This window comes from Sulfurimonas sp. ST-25, from assembly GCF_048079205.1.
Classification (GTDB): domain Bacteria; phylum Campylobacterota; class Campylobacteria; order Campylobacterales; family Sulfurimonadaceae; genus Thiomicrolovo; species Thiomicrolovo sulfuroxydans.
In genome coordinates, this window is record NZ_CP182225.1 from 1,258,367 (window position 1) to 1,275,866 (window position 17,500).

The window sequence follows — 17,500 nt, forward strand, 5'->3', positions numbered from 1 at the left end:
CTTCCAGCCGAGGCAGGGTGTGTCGGCCAATGTGTAAAGTGGGGGAATTATAACCCATTTGCTATAATGGCGGGAAAATTCAGGGGCTTTTGCGCGACAGCGCCGCGTAAGCGCCCCTTTCACGGACGGTCAATGAACATTACATCCTCGATTCAGGCATTTGAAGAAGCACAGACATTGATTCCCGGCGGTGTGGATTCGCCGGTACGCGCCTTTAAAAGCGTCGGCGGAACCCCGCTCTTTATTGAAAAGGGCGAGGGCGCTCACCTCTACGATATCGACGGCAACGCCTATGTCGATTATGTCCAGAGCTGGGGACCGCTGATCTTCGGCCACCGCGACGAAGCGATCGAGAACGCGGTCTGCGACGCGGTCCGCCATGGCCTCAGTTTCGGGGCGCCGACGCTTTCCGAGAGCGAACTGGCCAAAGAGGTCATCGGGATTTTCGAGAGCATCGACAAAGTCCGTTTCGTCTCCAGCGGGACCGAGGCGGTCATGAGCGCCATCCGCCTGGCGCGCGGCTATACCGGCAAAGACGACATCGTTAAGTTCGAGGGATGCTACCACGGTCACAGCGACGCCCTGCTGGTGCAGGCCGGTTCGGGCCTCGCGACCTTCGGCAACCCGAGCTCCCCGGGCGTCCCGGCGGACTTTACCAAGCATACCCTCCTGGCCAAATACAACGACATCGAGAGCGTGCGCAAATGCTTCGAGGATTCGGACAACATCGCCTGTATCATCATTGAGCCGATTGCCGGCAACATGGGGCTTGTCCCCGCGGACAAGGAGTTCCTGGCGGAACTGCGCCTGCTCTGCGACGCCCACGGTGCGCTGCTGATCTTCGACGAGGTGATGAGCGGTTTCCGCGCGACCCTGCACGGTGCCGAGTCCATCACGGGGACGACACCGGATATGGTGACGCTGGGCAAGGTCATCGGCGGCGGGATGCCGGTCGGCGCCTTCGGCGGCAAGGCCGAGATTATGGCGAAGCTCTCCCCGGAAGGGCCAGTGTACCAGGCGGGAACGCTCAGCGGCAACCCGGTAGCGATGGCGGCGGGGATCACCGCCGTGCGCAAACTCCGCAGCAACGCCAAGCTCTACAGCGTGCTCGAAGCGCGTGCCAAACGCCTGATGGAGGGGTTTGCAGAAGTGGCGGACAAGCACGGTATTGCCCTGAAGACGGACGTGCGCGGTTCGATGTTCGGCTTCTTCTTCAATGACAAACCGGTTAAGAACTTTGACGATGCGGCGGCGTCGGATCTGGAGCGTTTCGCTGCTTTCCACGCCGGCATGCTGTCGCGTGGCTTCTATTTTGCCTGTTCGCAGTTCGAGACAGGCTTTATCTGTACGCAGATCACCGACGAGATGATCGAGGCAACGATCAGCGCGGCGGATGAAGTGATGGAGGCGCTCTGATGGCGGACAAGCACCTGACGGGCCTGACCCCGGAGAACGGAGAACCCGAAGAGCGCAAGCCGCGCCTCAAGCCGATTGTCGAGGGGGCGGAAACGCTCTCGCTCGGTATCTCGATGGTCGTGGCCGTGCTGATCGGGGTGGCGCTCGGTATCGGTCTCAAAAAGCTGACGGGCATTACCTGGCTGCTCTGGGTCGGCGTCGTCATCGGGATCGCCGCGGCCTTCCTGAACGTCTTCAAGGCCTACTCGAAACAGTATAAAGAGTTCGAAGAGCTCTCCAAAAATCCGCGCTACAACCCCAAAACCCTGGAAGGTGACGACGACGATGACGATGACGACGCTGCGAAGCACTATTAGTCCTTTCCTCGCCGTTCATATCCTTCTGTACGGCCTGCTCGCCGTCTCCAAGGCGGCCTTCCTCAATGCCCAGATCGCGTTCGTTTCCGCGTTTTTGATCCTGCTGGGTTCGCTTTACAGCTACCGCAAACTCGTGCAGCGCAACCTCGAAAACGAGACGGCAGTGCACCAGGATGATCTCGTCGAGAAGATCGACGACCCTTATGACCTTTACAGCGAAAGCGAAGAGGAGTTTGAGGAGGAGAAGCCGCTCAAGGATGTCATTAAGGAGGAGAAGGCGCGACTGAAGGCGAGCAAGGCGACCGTGCGCAACGTCTCCAAATCGACGCCGGCACTGCTCTCCGTTTACCGCCTCGTACCGTACGGCATTCTGGTCCTCGGGTTTATCGCCCTTAAAAACAACAATATGCTTTCACTCTGGTATTTCCTACCGGGACTGGCAGCGGGGATCGTGGCGGGGTTTTTGAGCGGCAAGGCGCTTTTTGCCTCCCGCTGATTGACCGTCTACTGGTTAATAATGGGGATGTTGACCGTGACGGATTTCTTGCCCACCTCGCAGAAGAGGTGGTTCTTCTTACACATCTGTTCAATCGCCGACTTGTAGACTTCGTCAAAAACGTTTCCGCTCACCTTGAGGGAGAAGAAGGTGTACTTTTTCTCCTCATAGAGGATGTACTCCCCGATACGGAAGGCGAGTTTCGTCGTGATCGTTTCACTGCCGCCGAAGGATTCGTACATCTTGTTGAGCAGGCGGATGAACTGGTCGGTGTTGAGACGCGTTTCGGGCATCGTCGGGTCCAGGTCCTTGTGGAAGGCCGACTTGTTTCCGATGGAGTTCGTCGCGATGCAGAGGTCGATGAGCGAGTAGATGTTGACCAGCTCGCCTTCGATCTCCGGACGTGAGAACTGGAAAGAGGGGGTCTGGAAAAAGCGGATACCGATCTCCTCTTCGTTGACGTACCCGACCATGATCCCGAAGATTTTAAAGCGGCCGTACTCCAGCTCCATAAAGGTCGTTTTAAACCCGAAAGAGGGGCTGGCGTAGGTCGTGGCAAGTTCAAAAAGCGTCAGACGGTCGACGGCACCGAGCAGGTACTGTCCCTCCGCATTGACGGAGAGGACCTTGCCTGAGGCGCTGAAGAGAATATAGGGGTTGAAATCGTATTCGATCCACTGCTGTTCGAAGGTCATTATTCCTCGATATAGTTCTTGAGTTTGCGGCCGACTTTAGGGTGCTTGAGCTTTTTGATCGCGCTGCTTTCGATTTGGCGGACGCGTTCGCGGGTGACATTGAGCTCTTTGCCGATCTCTTCAAGGGTACGGTCACTTTCGTCGTCCATGATCCCGAAGCGCATCTTGATAACGGCTTTTTCGCGCTCGTTGAGTTGCTCGAGCACACCTTCGATCTGAACCTTGAGGTCGTCTTTGAGGATCGCGTCGGAAGGCGAGAGGGAGGTGCGGTCCTCGATAAAGTCGCCGAAACGGCCGTCTTCTTCGCTACCGATCGGTGCCTCGAGGGAGATCGGCTCTTTGGTGATCTTGATGACGTTCTTGACCTTCTCGACGGAGAGGCCGACCTCTTCGGCGATCGTCTCGACATCGGGCTCTTTGCCGTTCTCCTGCAGGTATTTGCGCATGATCTTGTTGATACGGTTGATCGTCTCGATCATGTGGATCGGGATACGGATCGTACGCGCCTGGTCGGCGATGGCGCGGCTGATCGCCTGCCGGATCCACCAGGTAGCATAGGTGGAGAACTTGTACCCTTTCTGGTACTCGAACTTGTCGACGGCTTTCATCAGACCGATGTTCCCCTCCTGGATCAGGTCGAGGAAGGGGAGGCCGCGGTTGGTATAGCGCTTGGCGATGGAGACGACGAGACGGAGGTTTGATTTCGCCATCCGCGTCTTGGCCGTCTCGGAGATCGCCTTACCGCGCTTGATCTGCTCGAGGATGTCCGAGAGCTTTTCCGGTTCCATATTAAAGCCGCCCTTGGAGGCCTCTTTGGTCTGGATCAGCTTCTTGATCTCCATATAGGTGCCGACCATGGTCGCTTCGGGGACCCGTGCCGCGATATCCTCTTTGGAGAGCTCTGTAATGTTATCGAGGATCTCTCTGTGGTTCTTGCGGAGCAGATCGTTGAAGAGCGGAAGCTTGTACTCGAGGCGCTTGAGCTCTTTTTCAAACCCTTCGTCGCTCTTGAGGGAGGTCTCCATCGATTTGACGAGCTCGTTGATCAGCTTGGACGTCGGTCCGAGGTCAAGCAGCTTCTCTTTGAGAATCTTCTTTTTGAAGCTTGCCGTCAGGAAGAAGTGGACGATCTCTTCGTTCATGTCGCCGTTCTCGACGCCTTCAGGCAGTTTTTCGGAGGCTTTCTGCCACTCTTTTTTCGCTTTTTCGAGGGCCTTGAAGCTGCTGACGACGAGATCGACGCGCTTTTTATCTTTCGCGCTGACCTTCTTTTCGCCGCCCTCATCGTCATCGCTGTCATTGTCGTCGTCGCCGTCGCCGTCGTCTTTTTCGTCTTCAAAGCTTTTGAAGAGCTCTTTGACACGGCGTTCGCGATTGATGAGCGGTTCTTTATAGTCAAGGATGAAGTCGATCAGGTAGGGGACGGAACAGATCGCGTCGATAATGATGCTCTCACCGAATTCGATCTTTTTCGAGATCTCGATCTCCTCCTCTTTGGTCAGGAGCGGGATCTGTCCCATTTCGCGCAGGTACATCCGTACCGGCGAATCGGAGCGGGACCACTCCATCAGCTCGTGCTGCTTGAGGATGTCGAACTCCTCGCCGCTGGCGTTTTCGATCAGTTTGCGCTGAGCATCGCGCCGCGCTTCGGCTTCCTGCTCGTTCATGAGCTTGGCGTGCTCCGAAGCGGTATAGAGGCAGCGTTTGTTCTTTTCGGCAAGTTTCAGGATGCTTTTTGCCTGGGCGGATGTCGGATTCTTCTCAAAAAGCTCCGCGATCGTTTCGTAGGTGATACAATTCTCGGATTGGTGTTCGACAAAAAGGGTTTCAAGGGCTTTATTGAGTTCTTTTGCGGTCATCGGGTGAAAAGCTCCTGGAATAAGTAATATTGGGGCGTATCGGCTTATCCCCTCCATCGGGGTGGGCCAGGCCTCGTGGGTTTTTTGAGTTAAGTGGGGATTATACTTTATGATGGCTTAGTCTTTGCTTTCCTTCATGGAAACGGAAAGAAATAAAGGATACATATTATTTAATATATCCCGTCATTCAACCCCCTTTGAGGGATTTTGGATATAATCGCACCAAAAAACTGCAGGATCTTCTATGAGCACACTCGAAGGAAAAGTCTGGCGGTTCGGTCAGGATATCGATACGGACCTGATCATCGCCGCACGCTATCTTAATACTTCCGATCCCAAGGAACTCGCGAAGCATGTAATGGAGGACGCCGATCCCGATTTCGTTTCGAAAATGGCACCGGGCGACATTATCGTCGCCGGCAACAACTTCGGCTGCGGTTCGTCACGCGAACATGCCCCGATCGCCCTGAAAGCCGCCGGGATCGCCGCAGTGATTGCCCCGACATTTGCCCGCATCTTCTACCGCAACGCCTTTAATATGGGACTGCCGATCTTCGAACTCGAAGAGAGCGCCGAGATTGCCGAAGGCGATATCGTCTCCGTCGACATGGACAAAGGGACTGTCACGGACAAGACGACCGGCAAGAGCTACGCCTTTACGCCGATCCCGCCGTTTATGCAGGAGCTGCTCTCCGCCGGCGGCCTGATGAATTATGCCGAAGAAGAGATCAAAGCAGGAGGAAAAGCATGAAAACCTATAACATTGCCCTGATCAAGGGGGACGGGATCGGTCCCGAGATCATCGACGAAGCGGTCAAGGTGCTCGATGCCGTTGCCGCCCGGTTCGATTTTTCCATGCGTTATGAAGAGGTCCTGATGGGCGGAAGCGCCTACGACGTCACCGGCGATCCGCTGCCCCAGGAGACGATCAACGTCTCCTTGAATGCCGACGCGGTCCTTTTCGGCGCCATCGGCGGTGAGAAGTGGGACAACCTGCCGCGCGAAAAGCGTCCGGAGAGCGGCTTGCTGCGTTTCCGCAAAGAGCTCGGCGTTTTCGCCAACCTCCGCCCGGCCGTCGTCTATGACGAACTGGTCAACGCCAGCTCCCTCAAGCCCGAAGTCGTCAAAGGCGTCGACCTGATGGTCGTGCGTGAACTGATCGGCGGTATCTATTTCGGCGAACCCAAAGGTTGGGAAGGGGACAAGGCATACAACACGATGGTCTATACGAAGCCGGAGGTTGTGCGCATCGCCCACACGGCGTTCAAGATTGCGATGGAACGCGGCAAAAAGGTCTGTTCCGTCGACAAGGCAAACGTCCTCGACGTCTCCCAGATGTGGCGCGAGACCGTCGAAGAGGTCGCCAAAGAGTACCCGGAAGTCTCCCTGTCGCATATGTACGTCGATAATGCCGCGATGCAGCTGATCCGCGACCCGAAACAGTTTGACGTCATCCTGACGGGGAACATTTTCGGCGACATCCTCAGCGACGAGGCGAGCATGCTCTCGGGCTCCATCGGGCTGCTCCCCTCTGCCTCCGTCGGCGCGAAGATCGGCGTGTACGAGCCGATCCACGGTTCGGCACCGGACATCGCGGGGCAGGGGATCGCCAACCCGATCGCGACGATCGCCAGCGCGTCGATGATGCTCCGCTTCGCCCTGGGCGAAAACGAGGCGGCGGACCGTATCGACGCGGCCATCAAGCATGCCCTCAAAGACGGCTACCGTACGCGCGACCTCGCCAACTACGATGCCAAAGAGCTCTGCTCCACCAGTGAAATGGGTGACATCATCGCCAACTACGCGGCCAAAGAATGAAAGAGTACCGGGTACTGATCGATTGTCGTGACGAAAAAGGGCTCGTCTATAAAGTCTCGAGCATCTTTTTCAAGTACGACCTGAACATCCTCTCCAACAGCGAGTTCGTCGACAGCGAAACGAACCTCTTCTTTATGCGCAGCGTCGTCAGCGGCTTCATCGACGGCAACGACCTGGAGAAGGAACTGCGCGCCGTGCTGCCGGAAAAGGCGAACCTGCGTATCGTCTCCCCGGAGAAGAAGAACATCGTTTTGATGGTCACAAAGGAGTCCCACGCCCTGGGGGACCTGCTGATCCGCTACGAGGCCGGCGAACTCGACGCCAACATCCTCGGCGTCGTTTCCAACTACGACCTGCTTGAACCGCTGATCGAGAAGTTCGGCATTCCTTTCTATACGGTGTCGCACGAGGGGCTCAGCCGCGACGATCACGAACAGAAGGTGCTCGAGTGCCTGGCCGCTTTCGGCGAGATCGACTATATCGTCCTGGCGAAATACATGCGTATCCTCACCCCGAATTTCGTCGAGGCCTACGCCAACAAGATCCTCAACATCCACCACTCTTTCCTGCCGGCGTTTATCGGGGCAAACCCCTACAAACAGGCGTATGAGCGCGGGGTGAAGATCATCGGAGCGACGGCGCACTTCGTCAACAACGACCTCGACGAAGGGCCGATCATCTCCCAGGACGTCAAGCATGTCGACCATGCCCACAACTGGCAGGAGATGCAGCGTCTCGGACGCGATATCGAGAAGATCGTCCTCTCCCGGGCCGTACGCCTGGCCCTCGAGGACCGCATCTTCGTTTACGGGAACAGGACCGTTATTTTTTAACTAAACGCCAAATGAACAAAGTCCATTTGTCTACGCTGCCGCTAAGGCACGTTGTCCTCGCTTTGCTGCGGAATTCCGCTTTGCTGCATCGGCAGTAGGCCCACGCGCTTTGCGCTTTTAAAGGCACTCATGTTTAACATCGTTCTTGTCCATCCGCAGATCCCCAACAACACCGGCGCCATCGGGCGCCTCTGCGTCAACACGGGTGCCACGCTGCACCTGATCGAGCCGCTGGGATTCGATATCAGCGAAAAGGCGGTCCGGCGGGCGGGGCTGGATTACTGGCACAAGATCGACCTGCATGTCTGGGAGAGCCTGGAGGCGTTTACCGCAGCGCACCCCGATGCCGCGCGGTACCACCTGGCGACGACCAAGACGGAGCAGCCCTATTTCGAGCATACCTTCCGGGAAGGGGACTACCTCTTTTTCGGCAGCGAGACCGCCGGGATCCCCGCCGAGCTTCTCAACGCGCATCCGGAAGCCTGCATGACAATCCCCATGACGCGGGAGGGGCGCAGCCTCAACCTGGCGATCAGCTGTGGGATTATCCTCTATAAGGCGATTGAACAGAACTTTGAGACCTATAAGGAGATGATGTGAACGGGGTAATCGATACGATCATGCTGATCCTCTTTGTGCTTTTCATGTTTATGATTTTCGGCGGTTACCATCGCCAGAAATTCGAAGAGCGCGAAAAAGAGGAGAAACGCAAAGAGGCGGAGGAGGAATCCGCTTCATCAGACACAAAGGCCTAGGCTCAGAGCAGCCTGTCGGCCAATCTTTCCAGAGAGTGTTCAAACTTCTCAAACCATGATTCCGCTTTTCTGATCATCTGTGCCATGGGAGCTCCCTTTGTCATTTAATTTGACCTATTGTAGGACTGCATGACATCTTTCTTTTTAAATATTGCAATTTGACATATAATTTTGCTACGATCTTACATCGCTATACTATTATGCTATACAAAACAACGCGTAAAAGAAGGAGCTGAAGATGAAAGAGTTTGCCGACATCGTCGAGGAGATCAAAGATATCGTTTCCGGCGAGCTTCCGGGGAAAAAAGTGTTCGACAAGGATGTCGCCTCCCTGCTCGGGATCTCGCAAATGAACTTTGCCACCCTGAAAAAACGCAACAAGATCCCCTATGAAGAGCTGCTGAACTTCTGCGCCAAACGCTCCATCGCGATCAACTGGCTGCTCTTCGGCCAGTCACCCGAAAGCCTGATCGAACCGACCAACAAGTTCTACATGGTCCGCTATTTCAGCGAGATCAGCGCTTCCGCCGGCGGCGGGGCGGATGTGTTCGACGAGGGTTCCGAACCGATGATGCTGAGCGGAAATTTCGTGCAGACCCTCGGCGGGGAGCAGGAGCTGCGCTATATTGAGGCAATCAATGTCAGCGGGGATTCGATGGAACCGACCTTCAGCTACGGCGACATCATCTTTGTCAACCGCAGCAAAAAGGATATCGGCCGGGGCGGGATTTTTACCATCAATACCGAAGGCGGCCTCTTCATCAAACGCCTCCACAAGCGAATAGATGGTAAAATCGACATTATTTCTGACAATAAAGAGTACCCCGTCCAGACCGCCGCTCCCGATGCCATCGAGATCATCGGACGCGTTGTCGGGCGGTTCGGTCAGGTCGATTAACCGTCCCAGGGGCGGGAACCGGAGAGAAGATGTTTTCCCACCCACGCCCTTTGACCGCCCTGGCGGCAGCCCTCCTGGCCCTGTCGCTGGGCGGCTGTACCCCCAAAATGCTCCGGGACACGGCGGCCGAAACGCCGCTTCCCCCTCTCGCCGGCGTCGAGGACCTTCAGCGTTTCCCCCAGACGATCGATCCCTACCTTATCCGGCTGCAGGAGCGCAACGCAACGCTGCCGGTACAACAAGGGTACGAAAGCACCTATTACAAGGTGTGGGACGACGCGTATACGCCCGAAGCGCTCGAAGAGGTTAAGTGGCCCTTTGATGTCTACCGTCCCGAAAACGCCTACGGACAGAACCTCCAGCCACTCTCGCAGGCATGGTTCTATGCGATGCTGCGCGAAGCGAACTGGCAGGCGTACGGCAGCACTGCCGGCCGTGCCGTGGCGCTGCGCCGCCTGGATCTGCGCAACTTCCCGACGGAGAAGCCCCTGTTTCGCGACCCCTCGGTGGCCGGGGAGGGGTTCCCCTTTGATTATCTGCAGAACAGTACCGTTTTCGCCGGCGAACCGCTCTATATTTCGCACTACTCCCGAAGCGGGGCATGGGCCTACGTCATGACCTCCTACGCGACGGGCTGGGTCCCCGTCGACCGCATTGCCCCCGTCGGCAGAGCGGAGCGGGAGGTCCTGCGGGCACAGCCTCTGCTGGGACTGCTCGAAGACCGCATGCCGATCCACTCCCTGCGGGGACGCTATATGTTCGAAGGGTATGTGGGCATGGTCCTGCCGCTGCAGCAAAAAAGCGCGGCGCAGTGGCGCGTCGACCCGGCGGGCCACGCCGGGACCGCAGAGATCCCGCGGGAAGCGGCGGCACCGCTCCCGCTCACCTTCACCCGCGAAAACATGCGCCGGGTTATTGCACCGATGATGCAGACGAAATACGGTTGGGGCGGGCTGTACGGCGAACGGGACTGCTCCTCGACGCTGCGGGACATCTTCGCCCCCTTCGGCCTCTGGATGCCGCGCAACTCCTACAAGCAGTCCAGGCTCGGGGAAGTCGTCTCTTTCGAAGGCCTTGACGATGCCGCGAAACTCGCCAAGATCGCCGAGGAGGGGAGACCCTTCGAGACGCTGCTCTACCTCAAAGGGCACATTCTGCTCTACCTGGGCGTCTACGACGGCGAGCCTGCGGTGCTTCATACGGTCTGGGGCGTCAAAACCGTTGACGACGAGGGGAACTTCGGCCGCCATATTATCGGCAAGACCGTGATCTCATCCCTGCGCCTGGGGCATGAACTGGACGGGTACAGCGACGAATACTCACTGCTGCATAAAGTGGAAAGTATGAATTTCGTTTTTGAAGAGGAAGCGGAGTAGGTACCGCGGAGGCGGTACTTAGTGAAGGTCGGCGTTGAGCTTGACCTCGCGGCGGGAGCGCAGAGCGATCATCTCGCCGGTAAAGGAGTCCTGGCGGTAGTGGATGCCGTTAAGGCCTGCGAGATCCTTCCCTTTGAACCAGTCGCCCTCCAGTTCGACGCCCGGGTTGGCGGCTTTGATCTTCTCGAGCTCTTCGTATTCGATGAGAAACTTCGTCCCTTCGAGGATGGCGATGCCCGCATCGATGATACAGGCGTCACCCAGCGGAATACCGCAGACGGAGTTCGCGCCGAGGAGGCAGTTCTTGCCGATGGAAATCGGGTTGCCGTCGGTGCCGCTGAGGACACCGAGGATGGAAGCGCCGCCGCCCACATCGGAACCATCGCCGACGACCGCGGAGCTGGAGATGCGCCCTTCGACCATGCTGACACCCGTCGTACCGGCATTGAAGTTGATGTAGCTTGCCCCCGGCATAACGGTCGTACCGGCGTGCAGCTGGGCACCGAAGCGGACCTTGGACGTTTCAAGGATACGGGTATTGTCCGCCGGGATGATGTGCTGCAGGAAGCGCGGAAATTTGTCGACGAAATCGATGTGCGGGTACTGACCGGAGAACTTGAGCTCGATCTCGTTTTCACGGAGCCAGTCGAGTTCGATCGGCTGGCCGTCGCTCCAGGCGACGTTCGGCAGCGCGCCGAACGCGCCGTTCAGGTTGATGCTGCGCAGGGCGACTTTGCCCAGGGACATCGCGTAGAGCTTCAGGTAGGTCGCCTCGACGCTCTGGCACGGCGCATCGTTGAAGATGAAGACGACGCGGAACTCGCCGTCGCGCATACCGCTCTCTTTGATCTGGTTGTACAGTGCGGAGATGACCTGGATGTTCTTGTGGGCATCGCCGTAGGCCTCGTCCGCATAGGGCGTGAAGGCATTGAGGCAGCTCTCGAGGAAAGGCAGGGTGACGTTGCAGATCGCCTCGTCGCCGCTGATGTCGACCGGGCAGCCGCTCTCTTTGAGCGCCTCCATGAAGATCGCCGCGCTGCCGAAGTTCTCATCCCAGTTGACGACCGGGTAGGTCGCCTGCAGGATCTTGTCGGTGTTCAGCTGGCCGAAATCGACCCGGCAGATACCAAAGGCGACCGGTGCCTTGTACCCTTCACCGTTTTGAATGTCAGCCACTTTGGCCTTGAATGCGTCTGCAGTTTCAATCATTTCCATAGAGCAGGTTCCTTGAATTTTTTCGGAATTCTAACACAGACCAGCTCTGATAACCCTGCATCTGACTTGGCAGCGGGATTTTCTAAGGCGCGTATTAAGGCGCTTCATTGATGCAAAACCGAAGCTGTCGGTTAGAAGTTGCGGTGTTATACTTTCGCAAAGGATTGAAGCAATGAGCAACTGGTCGACGTTACTACAGTCGGATGACTATCTCGGTGTCAAGAAAAGTCTCAAAGAGGGCGCCGACGTCAACGAAAAAAGCGAACACGGAGAGTCGGTGATCGCCCAGGCGCTGCGCCTGCGCTGCAGCGACGAACTGCTGGAGCTGCTGGTCGGGGCCGGTGCGGATCTCTTTGATGCCGACGACGAAGGGGTCAGCGTCTTTGATGTCGCGATCACCTATAACAACCCGGGCATGGTGCGCAAGATCATCGAGAAAGGGATTGATGTCAACGAGACCCGCCGGGCCAGCGGCTTTACCCCGCTGATGGCCGCCGTCTGCTATAACCGCAAAGAGATTGTCGAGCTTCTCATGGCAAACGGAGCGGACACCGCCATAACGGACAAGCTCGGGCTGACCGGCGCCGATTACGCCCGCAAGACCCACCGCAAACAGATGCTCGGCCTGTTGGGAGAAGAGGGGGCAGAGTGATGGAACAGATCAAAACCGTCTTTCTTCTCTCCTCGCTGGCGGTGCTGTTCGTGATGCTCGGCGGCTATTTCGGCGGCATGAACGGGGCGCTGATCGGCCTGCTGCTTGCCGGCGGGATGAATTTCTACGCCTATTTTTATTCGGACAAGATGCTGCTGCGGCACTACCACGCCGAACCGGGCACGCCGGAGCAGAACCCTCGTCTCTACCGTATCATCAGCTCCCTCGCGCACAAGGCGGACCTTCCGGTCCCGGCGATGTATATCATCCACGAGCAGACCCCGAATGCCTTTGCCACGGGACGCGACCCGGCACACGCCGCCGTCGCCATTACCGAGGGATTGCTGCAGATGCTTGACGATGAGGAGGTCGAAGCGGTCATGGCCCATGAGCTCTCCCACGTCAAGCACCGGGACATGCTCATTGCCACGGTAGCCGCCTCCATCGCCGGTGCCATTGCGATGATCGCCAATATGATGCAGTTCGGGGCGATGTTCGGTAACAACCGCGGGCGCAACCCCATCGTCATGATCGCACTGGCGCTGCTGCTGCCCCTGGCGGCCAGCGTCATCCAGATGACCATAAGCCGCTCCCGGGAGTTTATGGCCGATGCCGGTTCCGCCCGGATCACGGGGCACCCCGAGTGGCTGCAGCGGGCCCTTCGTAAACTTGAGACCTACAATACCCGCGGCAGCGTCCAGGGCGCGACCCCGGAGAATGCCCACCTCTTCATCGTCTCCCCCTTCGCCGGCAAACGGCTCTCTTTCGGGGAGCTATTCCGCACCCACCCGACGACAGAGCAGCGCATCGCCCGTCTGGAGCTCCTCAAATCAGGGGAGAGTCCGAAACATTTCGAGCGCCACTACCGCTAAAAAAGCTTCTCCTGCCGTTCGTTCTCGAGGGGCTTGCGTTTCTCTTTGTTCAACCACTCTTCGAGCAGGTGCTCGACGACTTTACTCAGGCTCATTTTATAGCGCTGCCGCGCGTATTTCATGCTTTCGTTCCAGACCTCTTTATCCACGATGAGCGAGCGGGTTATCTCATTTTTCGGCTTCATGATATCATCCAATATTAATTATATACAAAATTATATAGTAATTTTTCCAATGCGTCAAACAGGCCTCGGCGGTTAAAGCCTTTTTAAAAGAGGGGAGAATAGAATGATTACCAAGGAGTGTTTATGAACCTGTCCAACGTTATCTCCGGCTTCTTCATTATTCTCGCGCTGACGACGAACTTCGGTTTCTTTTACGGGGAACCGACGGTCATTGCCGAGCACAGCCGGTATGAGCTTTTTGCGGCGATCATCTTCAACCTGATCGCGACTGTCTACAAACTGGGGGACAAGACGCAGATCGGCGCCGTGCTGCTGGCGACCAGCCTGGTGGCCGATATCCAGCTCATCAGCTCCGCGTCGGTCTGGGCCTTCGGCGAATACGTCGTCGGCATGAACACGGAGGTGGTCGTCGCGATCATCTCGCTCTCGGGCGGGGCCATGATCGCCAATATCGTTTCCGTCATCCTCTTTACGGCGGAAACCATCAAATCGAAGCGCTGAGGCCGTGGACAATACCGCGCTTTTCCTGATCATCCGGCGCCTGCGGGTGCCGATGTTTGTACTGATCACGACCTTTGGAATCTCCATCCTTGGGATGGTACTTATCCCCGGGGTGGACGAGCAGGGCCAGCCCTACCATCTGACTTTCTTTGACGCCTTCTATTTTGTCACCTATACCGCATCGACGATCGGTTTCGGGGAGACACCCTACAGTTTTACCTACCCGCAGCGTCTCTGGGTCTCTTTTTCCATCTACCTCTCCGTCATCGGATGGTTCTACGCCATCGGCGCTATCGTCGCCCTGATGCAGGACAAGGTGCTCGCATCCCAGATCGACCTCTCGAAGTTCAAAGGCAAAATCCACGGCATCCGCGAACCTTTTATCATCTTCGTCGGCTACAACCTCCTGGCCAAAAGCATTATCCGTAAACTGAGCGACGAAGGGATACAGTCCGTCGTCATCGAGAACGACGCGATGCGCATAGACGAAATGGTCCTGGCGAACTATACGCTGGAGATCCCGGCGCTGCACGGCGACATCAACGACCCGGACGTGCTGCGCATGGCCGGCATCAACAAACCCGAATGCCAGGCGGTCGTCTCCCTCTCCAGCGACGACGCGATGAACCTGCATACGGCCATGGCGGCCAAACTGCTCAATCCCCATGTAAAGGTGATCGTCGAGGCGACGTACGAGGAGTACGCGGAGAACCTCAATACCATCGGGATAGAGATCGTCGAAAACCCTTTCAAAATCGTGGCCAAGCGGCTCTATATGGGGCTGCGCGCGCCCTCGCTGCTGATGCTGGAGCAGTGGATCTACGGCGAACCGCTGCAGCTGCATCCCCGGGACATGATCCCCACCGAGGGCAAATACATCGTCTGCGGCTACGGGCGGATGGGCAAGGCGCTGCGCATTGCGCTCAAGCGCGCCGGCATCGAGTACGTCTTTATCGAGACGAACCCCAAAAAAGTGCGCCAGATGCGCAAGGACGATGTCCACATCATGGTAGGGGAGGGGCAGGACAAGAAACTCCTGCTCGATGCCGGGGTCAAAGAGGCCTCCTGCATCATCGCCGGCATGAACGACGACTTTATCAACCTGAGCATCGTGATGGCGGCGAAAAAACTGAACCCGAACATCTTTACGGTTGCCCGCCAGAACAACATCCACGACGACAGTGTCTTCAAAGCCGCGGACATCGACCGCGTGACGATCGTCAAAAACCTGCTGATCAACCAGACCTACATCGCCATCGCGCGGCCGCTCAGCGAACGTTTCCTGCAGCTCATCAAGAACAAGGGCGCGGAGTGGGGGGACGGCCTCATCATCACCCTCAAACAGATCATCGGCGACAATCCCGACAAGCTGGAGACCGTCGTCGACGAAGAGCATGCGTACGCGCTCTGCCGCCACCTGGAAAAAGGGGAAACAGCTGAGCTGGAGATCCTGCTCCGCAGCCGTAAAGATCACCGCTACTGCAACCGCGCCGTTGCGCTTTACCTGCGGCGCGGCGATGAGGATTTTCTACTTCCGGACCCGGGGATGCCGCTCCAGATCGGCGACCAGTTGCTCTTTGCCGGGGACAGGGAGTCATTCGAGGATATCGCCTACAGCATGGAAAACCTCTACGAGCTGCAGTATGTCCTCGAGGGTAAAAGCTGCGCCACCTCGGTGAGCTGCCGCCTGCATACGGGACGCTGATCAGACGATATCGATCACGCTGATCTCGCTGGGAGCGAGCACCCGCAGCGGCGGTCCCCAGTAGCCCGTGCCCCGGCTGACGTAGATCTGTTTGTCCGCGTCGACGCGGTAGTGTCCCGCGAGGTAGGGCTGGTCGATCATCACGAGCAGGCCGAAGGGAAAGATCTGCCCGCCGTGGGTGTGACCGCTGAGCATCAGGTCGTACGCCTTGTGCTGCATAATCCGCGTACTTTTGGGCTGATGGGAGAGGACGATCGTTTTGAGCGCAGGGTCACAATCCCCGAAGGCGGCTTCGACGTCGTAAGGCATCACCCCCATCCGTTTGGAGATCAGGTCGTTGACACCGACGAGGTTGAACCGTTCGGCGATCTTCACGCTCTCATTGTCAAGCACGGTAATACCCAGTGCATTGCGCAGGTGCGCCACAATGGCCTCCACGCCGTGGAAATATTCATGATTCCCGGTAATGAAGAAGGTGCCGAAGCGGGACTGCAGCGCTTTGAGCGGTTCGAGTTCCGCGGCAACGTGTTCGATCTTCCTGTCGACAAGGTCGCCGGTGATGACGACCATGTCGGGGCGCAGCGCATTGGTACGCGTCACGCATGATTCAACGAACTCCCTGCGGATGTCCAGGCCGATATGCATATCGCTGAGCTGGACGATACGGAAGGGCTTTGCATCCGTTTCGCCCAGTGCGATCTGCTCAAAACGGAGCATCGGACGGCGCAGACCGCCGATCAGCCCATCAAGAAGGTAGCTGACCGCCGCGATGATCATGGTGAGGTCAAAACCGATCTTGATGAAGCGGCGGCGTTCGGGCTGAAAGGGGATGCGCTCCGCGGCCGTATGCATCAGGTCGTAGACGAGGGCGACAAAAAAGAGGATGAAGGTAACGCCGACGCTGCTGCTGAGAAGGTAATAGAGCAGGGGTGAATCGGGCAGGAGGTGGGTCAGGGTCTGAAAGACGAAAAGGACCTCGACGACGAAGAGGGAGAGGGCGACGGTTTTCCACGCACCGGCCCTGCCGAAGTGAAGCCGTCGGAAGAAACGGCGGTAGGCGTAGAGGTTCAGCGCGCCCATGACGGCGGTGAAGACGAATCCGAAGAGCAAAAAGCGCATCATGTGATCTGGAAGGCGATCTCTGCCTCATGCAGGAAGTCGGTAAAGAGCGCGAACGCATCGTCAACGGCGGGTGTTTCGCTGCCGGCAACGGAGATCTCGACACGGGCGACGCCGTCTCGCAGCATCGGAAGCGAAGAGAACTCGATCGCCTCCGGCACCTTTTTCATGACGTCGATGAGCGTGTTCTCGCTTGTCTCGGCGATCAATGTGCGGCGATGGAGGCGTTTGGGCTGGGAGAAGTGTCCTTTGATGGCGGCCTCGATCATCGGGTGCGCCATCTCCGGGAATCCCGGTACGAAAAAGTAGCGGTTCTCCAATGAGAAGCCGGACATATTGTTGACGGGGTTTTTCAGCAGGGTGACGCCGACGGGCAGGTCCGCCATACGGACACGGTGGGGACGGGCCTCGTCACCGAAACGCTCAATGATATCCTGCTCGAACTGGAAGTGGCGCCGCAGCGGCTTGTCGGTAAAGACTTTGGCCGCGATGGGACGGGTCAGATCGTCGGGGGTGGAACCGATCCCGCCGAAACTGAAGAGGACGGCATCCGGATCGGCGAGAATCATCCTGTAGGTCGCTTCGATCAGGGCAGCATCGTCCTTGATAACGAGGGAGGCGTAAAGGGCGTGCCCGTACGGCTCCAAGGCTTCTTTGAGAAAGGCGAAGTGCTTGTCGCTCCGACGTCCGTTAAGGATCTCGGTGCCGATAATGACGGCATAGAAGTTTGGCGTATTCATAGGGGTATT

The 17,500-nt window shown here is 57.5% G+C and carries 20 protein-coding genes; 14 read left to right on the forward strand and 6 right to left on the reverse strand.

All coding sequences use genetic code 11. From position 1 onward, the window contains the following. Window positions 1–132: 132 nt before the first annotated feature. Genes hemL through ACM66T_RS06405 form a run of 3 tightly spaced genes read left to right on the forward strand, consistent with a single transcriptional unit; the run spans window position 133 to window position 2,268 of the window. Window positions 133–1,416, forward strand: a complete 1,284-nt coding sequence (hemL, locus tag ACM66T_RS06395) for a glutamate-1-semialdehyde 2,1-aminomutase (RefSeq protein WP_231021204.1) — start codon at window positions 133–135, stop codon at window positions 1,414–1,416. Then, window positions 1,416–1,772 (forward strand): AtpZ/AtpI family protein, encoded by a 357-nt coding sequence (locus tag ACM66T_RS06400; RefSeq protein ID WP_231021205.1) that lies wholly within the window; start codon window positions 1,416–1,418, stop codon window positions 1,770–1,772. Before hemL ends, ACM66T_RS06400 begins: the two co-directional genes overlap by 1 nt. Further along, complete coding sequence (locus tag ACM66T_RS06405) at window positions 1,729–2,268, forward strand: hypothetical protein (RefSeq protein ID WP_416768915.1); 540 nt, start codon at window positions 1,729–1,731, stop codon at window positions 2,266–2,268. Before ACM66T_RS06400 ends, ACM66T_RS06405 begins: the two co-directional genes overlap by 44 nt. 8 nt (window positions 2,269–2,276) lie before the next feature. Here the strand turns inward: ACM66T_RS06405 and ACM66T_RS06410 are convergent, their stop codons facing one another. Further along, the gene (locus ACM66T_RS06410; protein ID WP_231021207.1) at window positions 2,277–2,963 is read right to left on the reverse strand and encodes a hypothetical protein; all 687 of its coding nucleotides are present in this window, start codon (window positions 2,961–2,963) and stop codon (window positions 2,277–2,279) included. Continuing rightward, window positions 2,963–4,822 (reverse strand): RNA polymerase sigma factor RpoD, encoded by a 1,860-nt coding sequence (gene rpoD, locus ACM66T_RS06415; RefSeq protein ID WP_231021208.1) that lies wholly within the window; start codon window positions 4,820–4,822, stop codon window positions 2,963–2,965. The genes ACM66T_RS06410 and rpoD overlap by 1 nt, the downstream gene beginning before the upstream one ends. A 244-nt stretch (window positions 4,823–5,066) precedes the next feature. Between rpoD and ACM66T_RS06420 the strand changes: the two genes are divergently transcribed. The 7 genes from ACM66T_RS06420 (at window position 5,067) to ACM66T_RS06450 (ending at window position 10,502) form a co-directional block, all read left to right on the forward strand. Then, on the forward strand, window positions 5,067–5,573 hold the full coding sequence (locus ACM66T_RS06420; protein WP_231018006.1) for a 3-isopropylmalate dehydratase small subunit: 507 nt from the start codon (window positions 5,067–5,069) through the stop codon (window positions 5,571–5,573). Next, the gene (gene leuB, locus ACM66T_RS06425; RefSeq protein WP_231018007.1) at window positions 5,570–6,640 is read left to right on the forward strand and encodes a 3-isopropylmalate dehydrogenase; all 1,071 of its coding nucleotides are present in this window, start codon (window positions 5,570–5,572) and stop codon (window positions 6,638–6,640) included. The genes ACM66T_RS06420 and leuB overlap by 4 nt, the downstream gene beginning before the upstream one ends. Further along, window positions 6,637–7,473, forward strand: coding sequence for a formyltetrahydrofolate deformylase (gene purU, locus ACM66T_RS06430; RefSeq protein ID WP_231018008.1), 837 nt, complete (start codon window positions 6,637–6,639; stop codon window positions 7,471–7,473). Before leuB ends, purU begins: the two co-directional genes overlap by 4 nt. Window positions 7,474–7,602: 129 nt before the next feature. Further along, complete coding sequence (locus ACM66T_RS06435) at window positions 7,603–8,073, forward strand: tRNA (cytidine(34)-2'-O)-methyltransferase (protein WP_231018009.1); 471 nt, start codon at window positions 7,603–7,605, stop codon at window positions 8,071–8,073. Further along, window positions 8,070–8,228, forward strand: coding sequence for a hypothetical protein (locus ACM66T_RS06440; protein ID WP_231018010.1), 159 nt, complete (start codon window positions 8,070–8,072; stop codon window positions 8,226–8,228). Before ACM66T_RS06435 ends, ACM66T_RS06440 begins: the two co-directional genes overlap by 4 nt. 238 nt (window positions 8,229–8,466) lie before the next feature. Then, window positions 8,467–9,126 carry a LexA family transcriptional regulator gene (locus ACM66T_RS06445; protein ID WP_231018011.1) on the forward strand — a complete coding sequence of 220 codons (660 nt, stop codon included), beginning with the start codon at window positions 8,467–8,469 and terminating at the stop codon, window positions 9,124–9,126. A gap of 29 nt (window positions 9,127–9,155) precedes the next feature. Then, window positions 9,156–10,502, forward strand: a complete 1,347-nt coding sequence (locus ACM66T_RS06450; protein WP_231018012.1) for an SH3 domain-containing C40 family peptidase — start codon at window positions 9,156–9,158, stop codon at window positions 10,500–10,502. An 18-nt stretch (window positions 10,503–10,520) separates the two neighbouring features. Here ACM66T_RS06450 and ACM66T_RS06455 read toward each other — a convergent pair whose 3' ends face one another. Continuing rightward, window positions 10,521–11,717, reverse strand: a complete 1,197-nt coding sequence (locus ACM66T_RS06455; RefSeq protein WP_231018013.1) for a tetrahydrodipicolinate N-succinyltransferase N-terminal domain-containing protein — start codon at window positions 11,715–11,717, stop codon at window positions 10,521–10,523. Between the two features lie 172 nt (window positions 11,718–11,889). On the opposite strand from ACM66T_RS06455, the gene ACM66T_RS06460 reads away from it, so the two are divergent. Together ACM66T_RS06460 and htpX are read left to right on the forward strand one after the other, a co-directional pair. Next, window positions 11,890–12,369 carry an ankyrin repeat domain-containing protein gene (locus ACM66T_RS06460; RefSeq protein ID WP_416768916.1) on the forward strand — a complete coding sequence of 160 codons (480 nt, stop codon included), beginning with the start codon at window positions 11,890–11,892 and terminating at the stop codon, window positions 12,367–12,369. Beyond that, on the forward strand, window positions 12,369–13,241 hold the full coding sequence (gene htpX, locus ACM66T_RS06465) for a zinc metalloprotease HtpX (RefSeq protein WP_231018015.1): 873 nt from the start codon (window positions 12,369–12,371) through the stop codon (window positions 13,239–13,241). Before ACM66T_RS06460 ends, htpX begins: the two co-directional genes overlap by 1 nt. On the opposite strand, the gene ACM66T_RS06470 is transcribed toward htpX, so the two are convergent. Then, entirely contained in the window at window positions 13,238–13,438 is a 201-nt protein-coding gene (locus tag ACM66T_RS06470) for a hypothetical protein (protein ID WP_231018016.1), read from the reverse strand. The genes htpX and ACM66T_RS06470 overlap by 4 nt on opposite strands. A gap of 111 nt (window positions 13,439–13,549) precedes the next feature. Between ACM66T_RS06470 and ACM66T_RS06475 the strand changes: the two genes are divergently transcribed. Both ACM66T_RS06475 and ACM66T_RS06480 read left to right on the forward strand, forming a co-directional pair. After that, window positions 13,550–13,927, forward strand: coding sequence for a DUF6394 family protein (locus ACM66T_RS06475; RefSeq protein WP_345986747.1), 378 nt, complete (start codon window positions 13,550–13,552; stop codon window positions 13,925–13,927). A 4-nt stretch (window positions 13,928–13,931) separates the two neighbouring features. Further along, complete coding sequence (locus ACM66T_RS06480; RefSeq protein WP_231018018.1) at window positions 13,932–15,632, forward strand: potassium channel family protein; 1,701 nt, start codon at window positions 13,932–13,934, stop codon at window positions 15,630–15,632. On the opposite strand, the gene ACM66T_RS06485 is transcribed toward ACM66T_RS06480, so the two are convergent. Together ACM66T_RS06485 and ACM66T_RS06490 are read right to left on the reverse strand one after the other, a co-directional pair. Then, the gene (locus tag ACM66T_RS06485) at window positions 15,633–16,751 is read right to left on the reverse strand and encodes a metallophosphoesterase (protein WP_231018019.1); all 1,119 of its coding nucleotides are present in this window, start codon (window positions 16,749–16,751) and stop codon (window positions 15,633–15,635) included. Continuing rightward, entirely contained in the window at window positions 16,751–17,491 is a 741-nt protein-coding gene (locus ACM66T_RS06490; protein ID WP_231018020.1) for a competence/damage-inducible protein A, read from the reverse strand. The genes ACM66T_RS06485 and ACM66T_RS06490 overlap by 1 nt, the downstream gene beginning before the upstream one ends. Window positions 17,492–17,500 lie beyond the last annotated feature (9 nt).